Origin of the sequence: Pseudomonas sp. (assembly GCF_033723075.1) — a bacterium.
Lineage (GTDB): Bacteria > Pseudomonadota > Gammaproteobacteria > Pseudomonadales > Pseudomonadaceae > Aquipseudomonas.
Window position 1 is genome coordinate 340,422 of sequence record NZ_JAWVXU010000001.1, and the last position, 14,033, is coordinate 354,454.

The 14,033-nt window shown below is 64.1% G+C and carries 13 protein-coding genes and 1 pseudogene; 3 read left to right on the forward strand and 11 right to left on the reverse strand.

Annotated features, from left to right (window positions below; translation table 11 throughout):
* The first annotated feature begins 49 nt into the window (after positions 1-49).
* Entirely contained in the window at positions 50-2,413 is a 2,364-nt protein-coding gene (locus R3355_RS01625; protein ID WP_318959931.1) for a DNA polymerase II, read from the forward strand.
* 157 nt (positions 2,414-2,570) lie between these two features.
* Here R3355_RS01625 and R3355_RS01630 read toward each other — a convergent pair whose 3' ends face one another.
* Positions 2,571-2,972 carry a hypothetical protein gene (locus tag R3355_RS01630; protein ID WP_318959785.1) on the reverse strand — a complete coding sequence of 134 codons (402 nt, stop codon included), beginning with the start codon at positions 2,970-2,972 and terminating at the stop codon, positions 2,571-2,573.
* Between the two features lie 736 nt (positions 2,973-3,708).
* Here R3355_RS01630 and R3355_RS01635 point away from each other — a divergent pair.
* Positions 3,709-4,512 carry a substrate-binding periplasmic protein gene (locus R3355_RS01635; protein ID WP_318959786.1) on the forward strand — a complete coding sequence of 268 codons (804 nt, stop codon included), beginning with the start codon at positions 3,709-3,711 and terminating at the stop codon, positions 4,510-4,512.
* A gap of 84 nt (positions 4,513-4,596) precedes the next feature.
* Here R3355_RS01635 and R3355_RS01640 read toward each other — a convergent pair whose 3' ends face one another.
* From R3355_RS01640 to R3355_RS01655, 4 genes and pseudogenes are all read right to left on the reverse strand, one after another.
* Positions 4,597-5,358, reverse strand: a complete 762-nt coding sequence (locus tag R3355_RS01640; protein WP_318959787.1) for an alpha/beta hydrolase — start codon at positions 5,356-5,358, stop codon at positions 4,597-4,599.
* A gap of 339 nt (positions 5,359-5,697) precedes the next feature.
* Positions 5,698-6,473: pseudogene (locus R3355_RS01645) on the reverse strand (class I SAM-dependent methyltransferase).
* 138 nt (positions 6,474-6,611) lie between these two features.
* A complete protein-coding gene (locus R3355_RS01650; RefSeq protein WP_318959789.1) occupies positions 6,612-7,286 on the reverse strand; it encodes an extensin family protein in 675 nt (224 codons plus the stop codon).
* 27 nt (positions 7,287-7,313) lie between these two features.
* Positions 7,314-8,144 carry an isocitrate lyase/phosphoenolpyruvate mutase family protein gene (locus R3355_RS01655; RefSeq protein WP_318959790.1) on the reverse strand — a complete coding sequence of 277 codons (831 nt, stop codon included), beginning with the start codon at positions 8,142-8,144 and terminating at the stop codon, positions 7,314-7,316.
* 271 nt (positions 8,145-8,415) lie between these two features.
* Between R3355_RS01655 and R3355_RS01660 the strand changes: the two genes are divergently transcribed.
* On the forward strand, positions 8,416-8,796 hold the full coding sequence (locus tag R3355_RS01660; protein ID WP_318959791.1) for a hypothetical protein: 381 nt from the start codon (positions 8,416-8,418) through the stop codon (positions 8,794-8,796).
* A 17-nt stretch (positions 8,797-8,813) separates the two neighbouring features.
* Here R3355_RS01660 and R3355_RS01665 read toward each other — a convergent pair whose 3' ends face one another.
* The 6 genes from R3355_RS01665 to adk form a co-directional block, all read right to left on the reverse strand.
* Positions 8,814-9,851: a GlxA family transcriptional regulator gene (locus tag R3355_RS01665; protein ID WP_318959792.1), complete on the reverse strand. Its 1,038-nt coding sequence runs from the start codon at positions 9,849-9,851 to the stop codon at positions 8,814-8,816.
* Between the two features lie 174 nt (positions 9,852-10,025).
* On the reverse strand, positions 10,026-10,886 hold the full coding sequence (locus R3355_RS01670; protein WP_318959793.1) for a DUF72 domain-containing protein: 861 nt from the start codon (positions 10,884-10,886) through the stop codon (positions 10,026-10,028).
* A 12-nt stretch (positions 10,887-10,898) separates the two neighbouring features.
* A complete protein-coding gene (locus R3355_RS01675) occupies positions 10,899-11,240 on the reverse strand; it encodes a hypothetical protein (RefSeq protein WP_318951189.1) in 342 nt (113 codons plus the stop codon).
* Positions 11,241-11,427: 187 nt separating this feature from the next.
* Complete coding sequence (tsaB, locus tag R3355_RS01680; protein WP_318951190.1) at positions 11,428-12,108, reverse strand: tRNA (adenosine(37)-N6)-threonylcarbamoyltransferase complex dimerization subunit type 1 TsaB; 681 nt, start codon at positions 12,106-12,108, stop codon at positions 11,428-11,430.
* Positions 12,109-12,269: 161 nt separating this feature from the next.
* On the reverse strand, positions 12,270-13,055 hold the full coding sequence (locus R3355_RS01685; RefSeq protein ID WP_318959794.1) for a 5'-nucleotidase, lipoprotein e(P4) family: 786 nt from the start codon (positions 13,053-13,055) through the stop codon (positions 12,270-12,272).
* A 200-nt stretch (positions 13,056-13,255) separates the two neighbouring features.
* Positions 13,256-13,903 (reverse strand): adenylate kinase, encoded by a 648-nt coding sequence (adk, locus tag R3355_RS01690; RefSeq protein WP_318959795.1) that lies wholly within the window; start codon positions 13,901-13,903, stop codon positions 13,256-13,258.
* Between the last annotated feature and the right edge of the window lie 130 nt (positions 13,904-14,033).

Below are 14,033 nucleotides of genomic sequence, written 5' to 3' on the forward strand. Positions count from 1 at the left end.
CCATGCCACGTAGAATCGCACCGTGAAACAAGGACTTGAGGTTGCAGCGGTGGATTTACAGCAGGGCTTCGTCCTGACCCGACATTGGCGCGATACCCCCGCCGGCACCCAGGTCGAATTCTGGCTGGCGACCGACGCGGGGCCGCGGCACATCCGTCTGCCCTGCCAGCCTTCGGTGGCCTTTATTCCTGCCGAGCAGCGCGCGCTGGCCGAGGCGTTGCTGCGCGGCGAGCGTGACGTCGAGCTGCGCCCGCTGGAGCTGTGCGATTTCCACCATCGGCCGGTGCTCGGCCTGTATTGCCGCCAGCATCGTCAGTTGATGAATATCGACAAGCTGCTGCGCAAGGCCGGAGTCGAGGTGTTCGAGGCCGATATCCGCCCGCCGGAACGCTACCTGATGGAGCGCTTCATCACCGCGCCGGTGTGCTTCGGCGGCACGCCGGACGCCAGCGGCATGCTGCTCGAGGCGCAGCTGAAACCCGCGCCGGCCTATCGCCCGCGCTTGCGCCTGGCGTCCCTGGATATCGAAACCAACGCCCAGGGCGAGCTGTATTCCATCGCCCTGGAAGGCTGTGGCCAACGCCAGGTGTATATGCTCGGGCCGGCAAACGGCGTGGACACGCCGCGCGACTTTGCCCTCGAGTACTGCGACAGCCGACGGCAGCTGCTGGAAAGGCTCAACCAGTGGCTCGCCGCCCATGACCCCGATGCGATCATCGGCTGGAACCTGGTGCAGTTCGACCTGCGCGTGTTGCACGAGCATGCCCAGCGCCTGCAGGTGCCCTTGCAGCTCGGCCGCGGCGGCGATGCGATGGGCTGGCGCGAGCATGGCAGCCGCAACAATCACTTTTTCGCCGAAGCCGCCGGACGCCTGATCATCGACGGCATCGAGGCGCTGCGCTCGGCGACCTGGAGCTTCGCCTCGTTCAGCCTGGAAAACGTCGCGCAGACCCTGCTCGGCGAAGGCAAGGACATCGCCACGCCCTACCAGCGCATGGACGAGATCGACCGCATGTTCGCCGAGGACAAGCCCGCTCTGGCGCGCTACAACCTCAAGGACTGCGAGCTGGTGACGCGGATCTTCGCCAAGACCGAGATCCTCACCTTCCTGCTCGAACGCGCCACCGTCACCGGCCTGCCCGCCGACCGCAGCGGCGGCTCGGTGGCGGCCTTTACCCACCTGTACATGCCGCTGATGCACCGCCAGGGTTTTGTCGCGCCGAATCTCGGCGAGCGGCCGCCGGAAGCCAGCCCCGGCGGTTTCGTCATGGACTCGCGGCCCGGCCTGTACGAGTCGGTGCTGGTGCTCGACTACAAGAGCCTCTATCCGTCGATCATCCGCACCTTTCTGATCGATCCGCTGGGGCTGATCGAGGGCATGCGCCACCCCGAAGACAGCGAATCGGTGCCGGGCTTTCGCGGCGCGCGCTTCTCGCGCACCCGGCATTGCCTGCCGGCCATCGTCGAGAGCGTCTGGCAGGGCCGAGAGACGGCCAAGCGCGAGCACAACGCGCCGCTGTCCCAGGCGCTGAAGATCATCATGAACGCCTTCTACGGGGTGCTCGGTTCCAGCGGCTGCCGCTTCTTTGACCCGCGCCTGGCGTCCTCGATCACCCTGCGTGGTCACGAGATCATGCGCCGGACCCGCGAGCTGATCGAGGCCGAAGGCCACGCGGTGATCTACGGCGACACCGACTCCACCTTCGTCTGGCTCAGGCGCGCCCATGGCGAAGACGAGGCGGCGCAGATCGGCCGCGCCCTGGTGCAGCGCGTCAACCAGTGGTGGCGCGAGCACCTGCGCCGGGAATATGACCTGGAAAGCGCACTGGAGCTGCAGTTCGAAACCCATTACAGCCGCTTCCTGATGCCGACCATCCGCGGCGCCGAAGAGGGCAGCAAGAAGCGCTACGCCGGTCTGGTCGTGGCGCCGGACGGCAGCAGCGAGATGGTCTTCAAGGGCCTGGAAACGGTGCGCAGCGACTGGTCGCCGCTGGCCCGGCAGTTCCAGCGCGAGCTGTACCTGCTGATCTTCAACCGGCAACCCTACCAGGACTATATCCGCGACTACGTGCGCCGCACCCTGGCCGGCGAACTGGATGAGCTGCTGATCTACCGCAAGCGCCTGCGCCGCCGCCTGGACGACTACCAGCGCAATGTGCCGCCGCACGTGCGCGCGGCGCGCATGGCCGACGAATACAACGACCAGCACGGCCGCCCGCGCCAGTACCAGAACGGCGGTTGGATCAGCTACGTGATCACCCTCGCCGGCCCCGAACCGCTGGAAACCCGGCAGGCGAGCATCGATTACGAGCATTACCTGACCCGCCAGCTGCAGCCGGTGGCCGACGCCATTCTGCCGTTCGTGGGCGACGACTTCGCCCGGCTGGTCGGCGGCCAACTCGGCCTGTTCTGAGCAGGCAGCAGATGCTCAGATGTACCTGCCGCCATCTCCGCGCTCATCCAGGCTATGAAACTCGGCCGCGATTGGCCGTGTCGGCACGCTTTCGACCATCCGCGCCTGCTTGCGGTCGAACCCGGCCATGTCCACTTCCAGTGTTTTCGGGTGTGCCTCAGACGTCGCGAAAGAGGTCGTGGGCATCGAGCAACCGGTAGGCAATCTCCGGACGCTTCTCCAATCCGCGGCGAATCGCTGCAGGGATCGACTGACGGGTTTTGCGACAGAGTCCGGGCAGCTCGTCGATGTGAATAGCGATGCCGCGCATGCTGCGCACTTCGTTGAAGCCTGGGGCGATTTCCAGGCGAATGCCCAACTGCTCGTACATCCGACGCTGCATATGCTCGAGCTCGGTCAGGCTCTCAAGATTTTCCAGGCGCTCGATCAGGCGCTTTTCCTCCTGCCGGGTCAGGCTCAGGATGCGCGAATCGGCACCCTGTGTGTCCAACAGCCGTTCACGCCCGCAGATGCAGGCGCCAGGCGGACAGGGTTGACGGAGCTGGACAGAGGGCGTCATGGGCTCCAATCATAGCGATCCGGGATCGCTTTTGTTCAGAGGTTGTGAAAAAAACGTCTACTGCGAGCGCCGCCAGGCGCCCACTGCTGACGTTGCGCTACGCAAAAACGGGGTCATTCAGCTTACTGAGCTCCCCCAGTTTTTTTGCGTAGCGCGCCTTGCCATGAACACCGGTGATGGCGTCCGATATTTTCACAGTTTCTCAGCGGGTGGGTAGAGGCATATAGCTCCAGGCTGTCCGGCTGAGCAAGCGTCCGCCACGGTTTGCGTGATCGCCGCCAATGGCCGATTGACGCTAGTCGTGACGCTGCGCGCATGCGCGTTTCGCACACAACAAAAAACCCGCCGAGGCGGGTTTTTTCCTGACCATTCCAAAATCCTTTTGGCCGCCGTCTTGGCTATGGCCGATCATCCATGATCCTGAGCGCATCCTGCGCTGCAGTGGATGTGTGTAGATTAGAGCGGCGAGTCAACCGGCAACAGAGCTAAATGCCACCGATCCGTGTAAGACATTCGCTATAGTCCTCTGCGGCAAGCCATCTTTTTGGGCAAAACGTCCACCCATGGTTCAAGGGCCAGAGTGAGCCGATGCAAGACGCGTTGATGCCCGCATCCGCTCCTTAGCAGCCAGTACAAGCACGACACTACATGGCCTGCCCCGGTTTGTTGCCGCTGTGCAGGACTCCCCCCAGCGGAGAGGCTACTCTGGCCCGCACAAATATAATTCGGGGCGTTTATGCCGACCACACGTCTGACCTGCCTGTTAGCCGCCGTACTTTACTGCGTTCAACTACCTCTGGCGCAGGCCGCACCACCAGTCAATCCGCCTGCTATCCGCGTGGGCTATATCGGCTTCCCGCCCTACTCCTATACCGACGAGCAAGGCCAGCCGAGCGGGCATTTGCTCGAGTTCTTGCGGCTGGTGGCGCAACAGGCGGGCTATCGGACGCACTTTATCGAGTACCCCAGTTACCGCCTGTTCAAGTCGATGGAAAGCGGCCTGATCGAGATGAGCCCCTCGCTTGTCCAGCATCCGCTGATGTCGACATACACCTTGCGCAGTCGCTATCGGGTTGCCCGGGTGATGCTCAACCTGTACTACAACGATCGGCCGCCACCGGCTCAACTGGACAGGCTACGCGATGTCCGGTTGCTGCGGGTCCAGGGCCTGACCTATCCCGGCTCGCCGCTGGCGGCCCTGGCCAGGGAGCCAGCCAACGGCATCGTCCTGATAGCAGCCCCGACCCACCTGGCGGCAGCGCAAATGATGCATTTGCAACGGGCCGACTACCTGCTCGACTACCAGGATCCGATGGAAGCGGCGTTCAAGGAGGGCAAGTTGCCGACACTGCGCTCTGTCACCCTGCTGCAGCAGGACTTCACCATCGCCTACTCCACGGCCTCGCCCCGCGCCCAGCAACTGCGCGATGACCTGGACAGGGCTATCGACCAGTTGCGGGCGAGGGGCGCATTGCCGGGGCCATATAGCGAGGTCATGCCTTATCCCCGCACAGATGTCAGCCCGCCGCCAATCCGCTAGGCCGGGTGGCATCCACGCATCCGCGGCCGTGGCTTGCATCCTGGTGGCGACGGCTCGCGGGGGCAGCGTCAGGGGCCTGCTCGCTCAGAGCGCGGCGCGGAGCAATGGCAGGTAAGCGGGGCTCTCGGAGATCGAGTTGTGACCCTTGCCCGGAATCACCTCGAGCGTGGCCACACCAGGGGCGAAATGCCTGTAGAGCGTCTCGGTACTCGCACGCGGTATGACTTCGTCGTGCTCGGCCGCGATCAGCAGGGTCGGCACCCTGATGCGCGGCGCGTACTTCGAGGACTCGAACTTGTCCTTGAGCAGCCACTTTATCGGCAGGTAGGGGAACTGGCGCACGGCGAACGCCTGCAGGCTGTCGAACGGGGTGATCAGCACCAGACGCGAGGCCGGACGTTGGCTGGCCAGACGAATGGCTACCCCCGATCCCAGGCTGCGCCCCATCACCACGGTGCGCGGGTGCGCGGCATGCACCTTGTCGAACAAGGCCAAAGCATCGCGTTGGATCGCCTCCTCGGACGGCGACCCGGCACTGCCCGCATAGCCCCTGTAGTGCAGCAAGTAGAGCGCATGTTCGGGAAAGGCCTGGGCAAACTCGGCCAGATTCAGCGAAACGTCCTCGGCGTTACCGCCGAAGTAGATCAGCGCATTCGGGCCGGCGTGGGGGCGGATCGAAACCAGCACTTCGGTATCGTCCACCGGCAGTTTAAGCAGTGTGTCGGGGTGGTTGATGGCAAGCGGTTGCGGGAAATAGATGAGGCCGCGCTGAAACACCCACACGGCGACACAGATCGTCACGTACAAGGCGGCAACCAATGCCAGGAGCGAGAGTATTCGCGTCATGCGGCTCAGTTCCATTCAGGTGGCGGCGTAGCATAGTGATCGCTAGCGCTTCAGGGCAGGCTCTACGCCCTCGTCCGCATTCAAGTCCCTGGCCGGGCCGAATGCAAGCCCAACGCCCAGGCGCCGCAGAGTAGTAGCGACCCAAGGCTCCGCCGGCAACGGCCAACAGCATCGATCCGGGCCGGGTGACCGACGGGGATGGGGGGGGAGGAAAAATGTCGGGAGTGCGGCCCCACGAGAGCCGGCCAGGCCCATCATGCAGCGGTTTCCTAGCCCTGGATGAAATCCGTAGCCGCCCTCCCCGATTGCATCTGAACGCCCCGTTTGCGGCTTGAAGCTTCACGCTTGCAGCTTTTTCAACGCATAGATGTCATAGCGGCTGGACTTTCCTTCCAGCACATAAGCGGGTTTGCCACCCGCAATGACCGGTGCCTTGCGCGGACGCTTGACCACCACCCGGTGGCTGGCCAGGGCCAAAGCGGCCTGGAGCAGGGCCGGAGCATCCAGATCGTCACCGACGAAGGGGCGGAACAGGCGCATTTCCTTTTTCACCAGCGCGCTCTTGTCGCGATGGGGAAACATCGGGTCGAGGTAGATCACCTGCGGCGGCTCGCCCTGCCACGCCTTCATCAGCTCGATCGCGTTGCCGGTCAGCAGGCGCATCTGCGCCACGATCGGACCGACGTCCCGGTCGACGGCGGCGCGGGCCAGGCCATCCTCCAACAGGGCGGCGATCAGCGGCTGGCGCTCGATCAGGGTCACACTGCAGCCCAGGCTGGCCAGGACGAAGCCATCGCGGCCAAGCCCGGCGGTGGCATCCAATACCCGCGGACGCACGCCCGGCTGCACGCCCACCGCCTTGGCGATCATCTGCCCGGTGCCGCCGCCGAACAGCCGGCGATGCGCCACCGCGCCCTCGACGAAATCCACTCGCACCGGCCCCGGCGCCTGCGGCCCCAGCTCGACCAGCTGCAACCCCTGCTCGCCCAGCTGCAGGGCAAATTGCGCCTCGCCCTCCTGGGCCAACCCCAGGCGCTCGGCCCAGGCAGCAGCGTTCTCGGCCAGATGCGGGGCCAGGGCGTCCATGCGAATTGTGGCGCCAGGCCGTTCGTCATTCATCGGGAAATGTGCTCAAAAAATATTCAATTCGACCTGCGTGCGGTCGATCATCGAGACGCGGCATTCTGCCAGATCCAGCCCTTTGCGGTCGCCCCAAGTTCGCCCTGTTTGCGGCACTGGAACTGCTGGGCGCACTAGCGGCACATGCGGAACAACCCCATGTCGACATGAAAATGATCGCGATGGGCGACGTTGTACTGCGGCCCGAGGGTGACATTGAAGCTGGCGCAAGCACCTTTATGCACCAGACGCAGGAAGCGCGCGGCCTCGCTCTCTCCCGGCCAGTCGCGCAGCACGCTGATGCGCCGGCCGTCCTGCAGGCGAAACCCGACGATATCCAGGGCATTGGCCGAGGCATGCTGGCTGCGGCGCTGACTGCCCGCGATGCTGCGGCAGGCGAAGCTGCCGACATGCTCGACCTGCACCACCGGCTGACCGAACACCTCCTGCGCGGCAGGCTGCAAGGCATGCCGCTCGAACAGGGCAAAGGCCGCCGCCAGCGGGCAGGTGCTGATAAAGCTGCTGCTGAAACGCACCCCGGAGGCCTGCACCCGCAGGGTATTTTCCAGCGGACAATCGGCCGCCGGGCTGCTATCGGCCAGCGCCGTGAAACGCAGCGGCGACGTGGCCAGGGCCTGCCGACAGAGCCCTGGGGCACCCTCCAGACGCCAGAGTTTGAAGGGAGTCAGCAGGTTCGGCGTGGCCCTGATATCCAGCGGCGCCCAGGGATTCCAGCGCGGCGGTACATCGAGCCACTGTTGATAGACCGCCAGCGGCACGCCCAACAAACCCAACAGCACAAGCACCATCAGAACACGACGCAAATTCTACCCCGCTCAGGCTTTGAACAGATTGTTGATGCGCTCGAACGGCATGCCCTGAGCGGTCGTCACCAGGCTGCCGCGAGTGGCCAATTCCTGCGCCGCCTGGAAGAAGGCGCCATAGGCGACTCGCGCCAGACCGGAGCCGAGACTGACGCGTTTCACCCCCAGTTCGGCCAGCTCATCCAGCGTCAAGCGCAGACTGGGCGAGCCCACCAAAACATTGACCGGGCGCGGCGCCACGGCCGTGACCAGTGCCAGGATTTCCTCGCGGCTAGTCAGGCCCGGCGCATAGAGCACATCGGCGCCCGCCTCGGCGTAAGCCACCAGGCGGCGGATGGTGTCGTCCAGATCGGCTCGGCCATGCAGGTAATTTTCCGCCCGCGCCGCCAGGGTGAAGGTGAATGGCAGGCGGCGGGCTGCTGCGACCGCCGCCTGGACCCGCTCGACCGCCAGCTCGAAGGGATAGATCGGCGACTGCGCATCGCCCGTGGCATCCTCGATGGAACCGCCAACCAGGCCGATCTGCGCCGCCAGGGCGATGGTTTCGGCGCACTGCTGCGGTTCATCGCCATACCCGTTCTCCAGATCGGCGGCCACCGGTAGCGGCGTCGCCTCGACGATAGCGCGGGCGTTAGCCAGGGCCTCCTCGCGGCTGAGCGCGCCTTCTGCATCGCAGCGGCCCAAGGAAAAGGCCAACCCGGCACTGGTCGTAGCCAACGCCTCGAAGCCCAGGGCCGCGAGCATCTTCGCCGACCCGGCATCCCAGGGATTGGGCAGCACGAACAACCCTTCGCGCTGGTGCAAGGCGCGAAACGCCTCGCCACGCGCCACCTGAGTAGACATATCGACCGCTCCTGTTTCGATTTCAACCTGCGTGCACCTTAGATCAGACTCCTGCACTGCAACAGCCTCCAGGCAGGCCCAGCTATTCAGCTGCGGCACTTGCTCGCCCAGTCGCCTGAAATTGCGCGGCGCCAGCTGAAGGCAACCCCAGGCCGTGGGGTACTCATCGAAAAGCCTGCTGGAACAATACTCAACCCGGCCGCCAAGCGGCCGATAACCAGGTGTGCGGCATTCAGCAGACTTGGCCCGAAACGGCCGCACCGAGTGACTTATGCTTAATGGCGTTTCCACTTCCAGCACCGCACTGACGGCCCATGGCAGCTACCCGAGCCGCAGCCCGACAGATATTCGCGCCTACGTGGATTTCCAGATCCTGTTGAGCCGGGTGAGCGCCGGCCAGCAGCCGACGGTTACCGACGACCCTGCAGCCGAATCGCAGGACATCCCCAATACAGCGCCCGCGCTTATCGAGTCAGACAGCGGTTTTCAGCAATTCATCACCCAACGCCAGCTCGATCTGAGCGTAAGGCTCAATGCCGAACCCGCGAAAGTCGATCATTTGACCCTGATGCTGCTCGCCGATGCGTTCAACGCGAGCAGCCAGATTGCGCCCGGAGAACCCGCGCTGCCCTACCCACTCACCCTGGCGTGAGCGCGGCGCAATTGCACTCAACGTCGATGGTGTGAAGTGGCGCGAAAACGCCCTGGGGAAATCTCGAAAAACTCGCGAAAGCAGCGTCGGAAGTGCGAAATGCTGACAAAGCCACTGGCGACGGCAATGTCGGCCAGCGACTTGTTGGTCTGCTGCAGCAACTGCCGGGCACGGGTCAAACGCAACTCCAGGTTGTAGCGCGAGGGCGTTGCATTGACATGGCGGCAGAACAAGCGCTCGAGCTGACGCCTGGAAATCCCCACGCAGGCAGCGAGCTCATCCACCGTCAGCGGTTCGTCGATATTGTTGTGCATCAGTTCCAGCGCCGATTTCAATGCCTGCGGCAGGGTCGGGTCGTAATCGACGGCCACCACCGACACATCCAGAACTTCCTGCATCTTGTCACAGCTCAGCACTTCCTCGATGGCGCTCACCAGGTTGATGCCGCTGCCGCGGCGCACCACTTCCAGCATCATGCCCAGGGAGCTGTTGGCCCCGGCACAGCTGATCCGCTGGCGATCCAGCACATAGGCGTGGCTCGACAACTTCACCTTGGGGAACAACTCGGCGATCATCGCCCGGCCATCCGGATGGAAGGCACAGTCGTAGCCATCCAGCAGCCCCGCCTCGGCGAGAAAGTAGGCGCCGTTCCACAGGCCGCCGAGCATGGCACCGGCGGCGTCGGCCGCTTTGAGCTTGGTTCTGAGCAGTGGATCCGCCTGCAAGCGCACCCGGAAACCACCGCAGACGACCAGGATGTCCTGTCGCTTCTCCTCCAGCTCTGCCAGGCGACAGCCTGCCGAAATGGCGATACCCAGATCGCTGACCACCACCTCGCTTGCGCCACCGACGACCAGCACCTCATAGAGCGGCGTCGAGCTCATCAGATTGGCGGTGACCAGGGCGTCCACCGCCCCGGTAAAGGCCATCATCGAAAAATTATCCAGCAGCACGAAGGCGACCCGGCGCATTGGCAGAGCGGGGCCGTCGCCCATCCCCTTGGCGAGGTGGGCCATATTCTTGTTCTTCAGCAAGCTCTCGAAGGAGGAGCGCATGGCGTAACTCACAGTCAGTGAAGCGTCTATGCAGTAGTAAACCATAGGCGACCGGCCCGGCATCGGCCGGCGCCGAACTGCGTGCGATGCCGAGAGGTTGTAGAAACATCGAGCGCAACGCCGCAGCGGGCGTTTGCAGGCGGCCGCAGGAGGCGAGCGCTTTTTCACAGTCTCTCAGAGCAGCCCCAGTTGCTCGAGCGCGGGTTCGACGATGGGCTCGGGCAAGCCCGCCAGTCCCGGCAGGCGCGCCATCAACTGGGCGTGGAAACGTCGGGCCAGTTGCGGTGCCAGGCGGTTGTCGGCGGTGTGCAGGAAGACGTAGGGCGTGCGCCCGTCCTCGATCCAGCGGGCAACCTTGTCCAGCCAGGGCGCCATGAAGCGGTCGTTGGCTGCGAGTTCGGGGTGGCCGATAAAGCGTAGCTGCGGCGCCTGGCTGAACGCCGTCGGCCGGATCGGCAGGCGCGGCTTCTTTGCTTGGGCATGCAGCAGCGCCGGCTGCTGCGATACACAACTGAACAAGGCCCGCGCATCCAGGCAGATCCGCTCGATGCCGCGCGCCAGCAGCAGGCGGTTGAGCGCCCGCTCCTCTTCGCCCTTGGCGAAGAAGAGCGGATGACGCACCTCGACGGCCAGTCCACTGCCGGCCCAGTGTTCGATAAACGCGCTCAACTCGGCGAGACGCGACGGGCCGAAGCTGGCGGGCAACTGCAGCCAGAATGGCGCGACCCGCGTGCCCAAGGGTGCCAGCAGGCGGCGGAAGTCGTCACTGGCGGCGAGTTGTTCGCGCAAATCCCCGGCATGGCTGATATCGCGCGGCAGCTTGGCACAGAAGCGCAAGTGCGCGGGCATCAACGCTGCCCAGCGGCTAACCGTATCGGTCGAGGGTCGCGCATAGAAGGTGGTGTTGCCCTCAACCGCATTGAACACCTGGCTATAAAGCGGCAAGAAGTCCGCCGGGCGAGCGCTATGCGGATACAGCGAACCACGCCAGGCCGGCTCGCTCCAGGACGGGCAACCAAGAAAGTAGGGACGCATCAGCGGGCGTTATCAGGCGTAGAGATCAAGGCCCAGTATTTCCTGGGCGCCAGGTTCACTGACGTAGGTGGCGGTAGCGCTGTAACTGGCAATTGCCTGGGCCGCGCGATTGCTGACGCCTGGCTGGTAGACAAGGTCCTGCGCCCGAATCGGCAGGCTGTCGCTGCTGGCACTGGATGCCTGTACCCGACGGGTTTGCGCAGTCTGCTCAAAACCCTGGCTGCTCGCCGGAGCAGCCGGCTGCTCACGACGCTGCTCTATCTCGCGCTGGGCTTCGCGAAACGGCGTAACCGCCGTGCCCGAACGAGGCCCGCGGTCTGGCGAGTAGGAAGGTATGGAGCCGTCGATACGCATCTATTGCTGCTCGGCAGTTGTCAGCCAAATGGGTGGAAGTGCTTGCAATTTAGCCCCGCCCGAGTGGATTGGCAATCGATCGTGGAACGGGGCGACGCAGTGCATCCGGCCGGCCCGTCCGCGCAGTCGCGGATCGCCAGCAAGGACTAGGCGCCCCCCTGGTTCCTACAGACAGCGGACGGTGCCTTTATAACGGCGCTTTCGGTGTGGCGACCTTGTCGCGCAGATACACCGGCAGGGCCTCGTCGGCCACTACCGCCTCTCCCCGCGCCCAGGCAAAACGCGCCAGGCTGAGCAGGTCTTCGGCATGCGGCAACATGGCCCCGTCCTGTCCGCACGGGATCAACGGGATACGCGCAGCGAACGTGCCCCAGCCGGTGCCGGCGCCGAACCAGTCACCCGTCGCGTCAAGCGGCAAGCCGACCTGTTCGGGCGGCGACACCACTTCGGCCCCGGCAAGGCGCATCTCGCCATTGTCGCTGCGATAGCAGCCCCAGTAGATCTCATCCATGCGCGCGTCGATGGCTGCCGCCACCTGGCAGGCGCCGTGCTCACGCTGCGCGCGCTGGGCCAGTACGGCAAGGTTGGACACCGGCAGCACCGGACGATCCAGGGCAAACGCCAGGCCCTGCACCACACCGACGGCAATGCGCACCCCGGTAAAGGCGCCCGGGCCACGACCGAAGGCGATCGCATCCAGCGCCGACAACGGCACACCGGCCTGGGCCAGCAGATCCTTGATCATTGGCAACAGGCGCTGGGCATGCAGGCGCGGGATCACCTCGTAGTGGCTGATCACCCGGCCGTCATGCAGCAGGGCGACGGAACAGGCTTCGGTAGCGGTATCCAGGGCCAGGAGAGTGGTCATTGCATTCGGACAGGTGACGAAATGGACCGGCATTAGAACGGCTTGAGGCTTTTTTTTCCAGCGCAATCACTATAGTTCGCGCCCGTCACGCGCACGAATCCGCTGGGCAACTGGCATGCACCGGGCCAGAACGGACCCAGTGCACTCCAGCAAACAGCCGCTTACCAGGCCTCGATCACTGTCTCGGCTTCCCAGCCGCTCAACGGCGCTTTGGACCAGGTACCGTAGCCCGCATTGGGGAAGACGATCCACTCGGCACCCCATTTGTCTGCTTCGGCGGCCACGGTTGAGCGCTGCTCGGCCAGCGGCGTCTTGCGGAAACGCCCATCGAAGTCATGCAGCGTATCGCCCAGCAACAACACGATCTGATGATCGGCGCTGACGATGGTGCGCCGCTCGACCTTGGGTGGACCCAGCAGCAGAACACTTTCCGCCGACACCTGGGGCAGGCCGAGCTTGCTCAGGGTGGCCAGGGTGTGTTGCTTCTGTTCGTCGGCACGGTCCGAGATATAGCGAATGGTCACCCCGAGCTTGTCGGCATGTTCAAGGAATTTCTTCGCCCCCGGGATCAGCACCGGGGTTCCGTCGCGCTCCCAGGGCAGCCAGGTGTCCCAGGCATCATAGGTGTGACAGTTGGCCAGGTCGCGGGCCAGCAAGGCGCTGTTGTCGATGACGGTTTCATCCAGATCGGTAACGATGGCCAGCTTCGACGGATCTTTCGCGGCAGCCACTGCCGCATCCAGCTTCAGCGTCGCGATGTTGTAGGCCTGCAGCTGCAGGGCCTGAACTTCCGCCGATTGCTGCTGAAAACGCAGGCCCATGGCGAACTCGGCGACAGCGCAGTCCGCCTTGGGCTTCGCCGCGGTATCGGCAAAGGCCGCGGGGATGGCCAGCAGCGCTAGCGCAAGGCCCAGCCAGATAGCACTCTTTGCTGTTTTCTCGGTCATTGAATGCGCTCCCTTTCTTGGTATGGGTTAAGACTCAAAGTCTACGACCATCTCGCCTTGGTATAGACCAGAGACCGATGCTAACTTAGGCGAGCAAGGTTACTGTTCTGTGAACGACGCTCAACGACGCCAAAGCGCCAAGCGCATAAACGCCAACGGCCCGCATATAGCGGGCCGTTGGCTGAACGAGGGTTGGCCACTCAGGAGAGTGCGGCCAGCACCTTGGCGGTGATTTCGTCGACGCTACCAACGCCGGCGATGGCGCTGTATTTCGGCGTGCCGTTGGCGGCGGCGAGTTTCTGGTAGAAATCCACCAGCGGCTTGGTCTGCGAGTGGTAGACCGACAGGCGGTGACGCACGGTCTCTTCCTGGTCGTCGTCACGCTGGATCAGCTCTTCGCCGGTTTCGTCGTCTTTACCGGCGACTTTGGGCGGATTGTGTTCGGTGTGGTAGACGCGGCCGGAAGCCGGATGCACACGACGGCCGGCGATGCGGCTGACGATTTCCTCGTCTTCGACGGCGATTTCCACCACGTGATCGATGTTCACCCCGGCATCCTTCAGCGCTTCGGCCTGGGGAATGGTGCGCGGGAAGCCATCGAAGAGGAAGCCATTGGCGCAATCGGGCTGGCTGATGCGCTCCTTGACCAGATTGATGATCAGGTCATCGGAAACCAGACCGCCACTGTCCATGATGCCTTTGGCCATCAGGCCCAGCTCGGTGCCGGCCTTGACCGCGGCACGCAGCATGTCGCCTGTGGAGATTTGCGGAATACCAAACTTCTTGGTGATGAAACCGGCCTGGGTACCTTTGCCGGCACCGGGCGCCCCTAGCAAAATCACGCGCATCGATGTGCTCCTAAAGATTAAAGAAAAAAGCGTCGGACTCGCCTCGTGGGGCCAATCTCAGAATGGTTCGGGCAACGCTGGCAAGCTGCCAAGTGGCCAAAGGCTGATCAAGATACACAGCGCACCCCCA

Bases quoted from the DNA above. Each gene is read 5' to 3' on its own strand.
- R3355_RS01630 (WP_318959785.1), bottom strand. From the start codon at position 2,972: ATGACGCCCTCTGTCCAGCTCCGTCAACCCTGTCCGCCTGGCGCCTGC.
- R3355_RS01635 (WP_318959786.1), top strand. From the start codon at position 3,709: ATGCCGACCACACGTCTGACCTGCCTGTTAGCCGCCGTACTTTACTGC.
- R3355_RS01640 (WP_318959787.1), bottom strand. From the start codon at position 5,358: ATGACGCGAATACTCTCGCTCCTGGCATTGGTTGCCGCCTTGTACGTG.
- R3355_RS01650 (WP_318959789.1), bottom strand. From the start codon at position 7,286: ATGGTGCTTGTGCTGTTGGGTTTGTTGGGCGTGCCGCTGGCGGTCTAT.
- R3355_RS01655 (WP_318959790.1), bottom strand. From the start codon at position 8,144: ATGTCTACTCAGGTGGCGCGTGGCGAGGCGTTTCGCGCCTTGCACCAG.
- R3355_RS01660 (WP_318959791.1), top strand. From the start codon at position 8,416: ATGCTTAATGGCGTTTCCACTTCCAGCACCGCACTGACGGCCCATGGC.
- R3355_RS01665 (WP_318959792.1), bottom strand. From the start codon at position 9,851: ATGCGCTCCTCCTTCGAGAGCTTGCTGAAGAACAAGAATATGGCCCAC.
- R3355_RS01670 (WP_318959793.1), bottom strand. From the start codon at position 10,886: ATGCGTCCCTACTTTCTTGGTTGCCCGTCCTGGAGCGAGCCGGCCTGG.
- R3355_RS01675 (WP_318951189.1), bottom strand. From the start codon at position 11,240: ATGCGTATCGACGGCTCCATACCTTCCTACTCGCCAGACCGCGGGCCT.
- tsaB (WP_318951190.1), bottom strand. From the start codon at position 12,108: ATGACCACTCTCCTGGCCCTGGATACCGCTACCGAAGCCTGTTCCGTC.
- R3355_RS01685 (WP_318959794.1), bottom strand. From the start codon at position 13,055: ATGACCGAGAAAACAGCAAAGAGTGCTATCTGGCTGGGCCTTGCGCTA.
- adk (WP_318959795.1), bottom strand. From the start codon at position 13,903: ATGCGCGTGATTTTGCTAGGGGCGCCCGGTGCCGGCAAAGGTACCCAG.